This window comes from Priestia sp. KCTC 13724 (assembly GCF_056820425.1).
Genome location: NZ_JBXDLD010000198.1, coordinates 1 through 2,510, shown reverse-complemented (window position 1 = coordinate 2,510; position 2,510 = coordinate 1). Strand labels below are relative to the sequence as shown.

The 2,510-nt window shown below is 35.2% G+C and carries 1 protein-coding gene; it reads right to left on the bottom strand.

Annotated features, from left to right (window positions below; genetic code table 11):
* Positions 1 to 39 precede the first annotated feature (39 nt).
* Entirely contained in the window at positions 40 to 1,851 is a 1,812-nt protein-coding gene (ltrA, locus tag AC1UFB_RS20525) for a group II intron reverse transcriptase/maturase (RefSeq protein ID WP_482590017.1), read from the bottom strand.
* Positions 1,852 to 2,510: the final 659 nt, after the last annotated feature.

Genomic DNA, 2,510 nt, shown 5'->3' with positions numbered 1-2,510 from the left:
CCCCTCATACGGCAGTCCAACAAGTTAATGTTACTACGATTAAATAGCTAAATTTCCTACTTGCCTTCTTAAAGAATCGATACGTTTTAAACCTTTTTCATCTAAGTTAAGTTGTTTTAGATACTTTTCAATGGTTTCTTGTTCCGTGCAATGAACGAGCTTATGAGCTTCATAACACAGCCATACAAGGTTTTTATATTCATCTGTACCGCCTTGACTTTTAGGTTTCTTATGATGACATTCCATATACCCTATTTCCAGATTATTGTTAGTGACATAACATTTGCCTCGTTGACCCGCAATAAGAGATATTTTGTTATCGGTAAGCTCCATTGATTGGTTTTCGAAGTTACTTTTCAACAAATGTTCTATTAGGTGATTGTATCCTCCTAATTTTTTATGGAGAATTAACCTTCCACTAACTGTGTAGTTATTTATGTCTTGACTAAAACACATGGGTGGTTTGGTTCTACATCCATAGATAGGAAATAGGGTAATATCTTGTACGGTTCTGATTTTACCATTGTAGTTTCCGTATAACCGTCTGTAGGTTTCGGATAGTTTAGGTTCATCCGTTATATGATTCTTTAATCTATTTTTCGAGGTTTTCAATACTAAGAAATTTATTTCGCAAAAGTCTAAATTCACATTTGTAGCACATCTGTAATAGTTGTGGCTACCGAGTATGATAGAGTTGAGTTTAGATACTTCCATCCTTCTGCAATTTTTCTGAATTACTTTGATTTGGCTTTTAATTTTATTGATTGTATGCTTTTTTGCCTTATCACACATATTGCTTTGACAGACGTATTTGTTTCTCTTTTTCTCGACTTTAAGGGCAAATCCTAAAAATTCAGTTCTTCTTTTCCTTACATTGGTTATTTTGGACTTTTCTTCGCTTATGTCTAAATCCAATCTTTCTTTTAACCATTGTTTGGTAGCTTTATATATCCTTTGAGCTGTTTTGTAGTCCCTGCAGAAGATTTTAAAGTCATCTGCATACCTTACTAGCCATATTTCTTTGAGATTTGTGCTTTTCATCGCTCTATATTTGTGTAAGCGAGAATATTTGTGTTTAGTATCATAGGTTTCCCACTGCGAACTTATCCACCAGTCTAATTCGTTTAATACCACGTTTGATAAGAGAGGGCTGATTATGCCACCTTGCGGTACGCCTTTAGTTGGGATACCTTGCCCTTCTATTTCCGATTTAAGTATTTTCCCAATAATGCTGATTAAATTTTTATCTTGTATACCCATATTCCATAACTGCTTTTTTAGTTTTGCATGATTGACATTATCGAAGAAACCTTTAATGTCAATATCAACTACATAATGTAGTTGTCCTTTATTCATTAGTTGCATGCATCTAGCTATTGCGTGATTTGTCGACCTATTAGGTCTAAAACCATAACTATGTTGATGGAATTTAGCTTCGCATATTGGTTCCAATACTTGTTTGATACATTGTTGTATGATTCTATCCTTCATACATGGTATTCCTAGTGGTCTGGTTTTACCGTTCGCTTTTCGTATCTCCACCCTTTTGACACTCTTAGGTACATAATTTGTAAACTCATGTTTAAAATAGCTTACAAATTCGTCTGTCCCCATCTCCATGTAGTGAGAAATATCTATATTGTCAGTGCCAACGGTGGTTGATCCCTTATTCTTCTTAATGTTTCTAAAGGCTAATAAGATGTTATTCTCATCGAATATATACTGCATTAGATTTCTGAATTTAAGATTCTTGCATGATCGTTCATATAACCTGTCAAATATATCTTGCATCGTGTAATATTCATTATTTCTTAGTAATTGTCTCTTCTTTAAGATTTGGCTTTCCTTCAAGTCTGTTAATCCTCCTTTAAAGGAGTTTGGCATCTCTTAGTCTTACTCGAACCCTGAATTTATTTAGCATTTAATGTTTTCTCATTAACATGTCTTGTGGCTATTGCTCAGTTCCCGTTACAGAAACTTCAACGCTTATGCCACTACATTCACTTAGATTAAGATAAGTTATAGGTAAACCTTTTCCTCATCAATGTTTCGTCGGCAGTAAAACCTCCACATTCTAAGCTTCCCTTGTTCCATTATTACTATCTGTGCATATATCCGTAGGTCGTCAGTATAAGCCTGTAAGCTAGATAGTGCCTTAAACACTATATGGGGTTTCATAGACTAAAGTTTTACTAACCCACACTTACTACACTCATGTGTCATACCCATTTCTAAGTATCCGCCGTTTAGACCCGTACATTCCCGACTTCGTCAGTTCCTTCCGGAACATCCTAACCATAGATATTTTATAGACCCTAGCCCTATATCACTCGACCACCTCTGGTTCGGTTTTCCTCGGCTTAACGTTAGGGTGATTTCTAAGGCATCGCAACGAGCTTATAACCTAAATATGTTTACTCATATTTACGCTATTCGTATCTTTGGGATGGCATTTTAAGGCGTTACCCTCTCATTCTACCAATCGTAATAATAGTTATAGTTTCTGAATT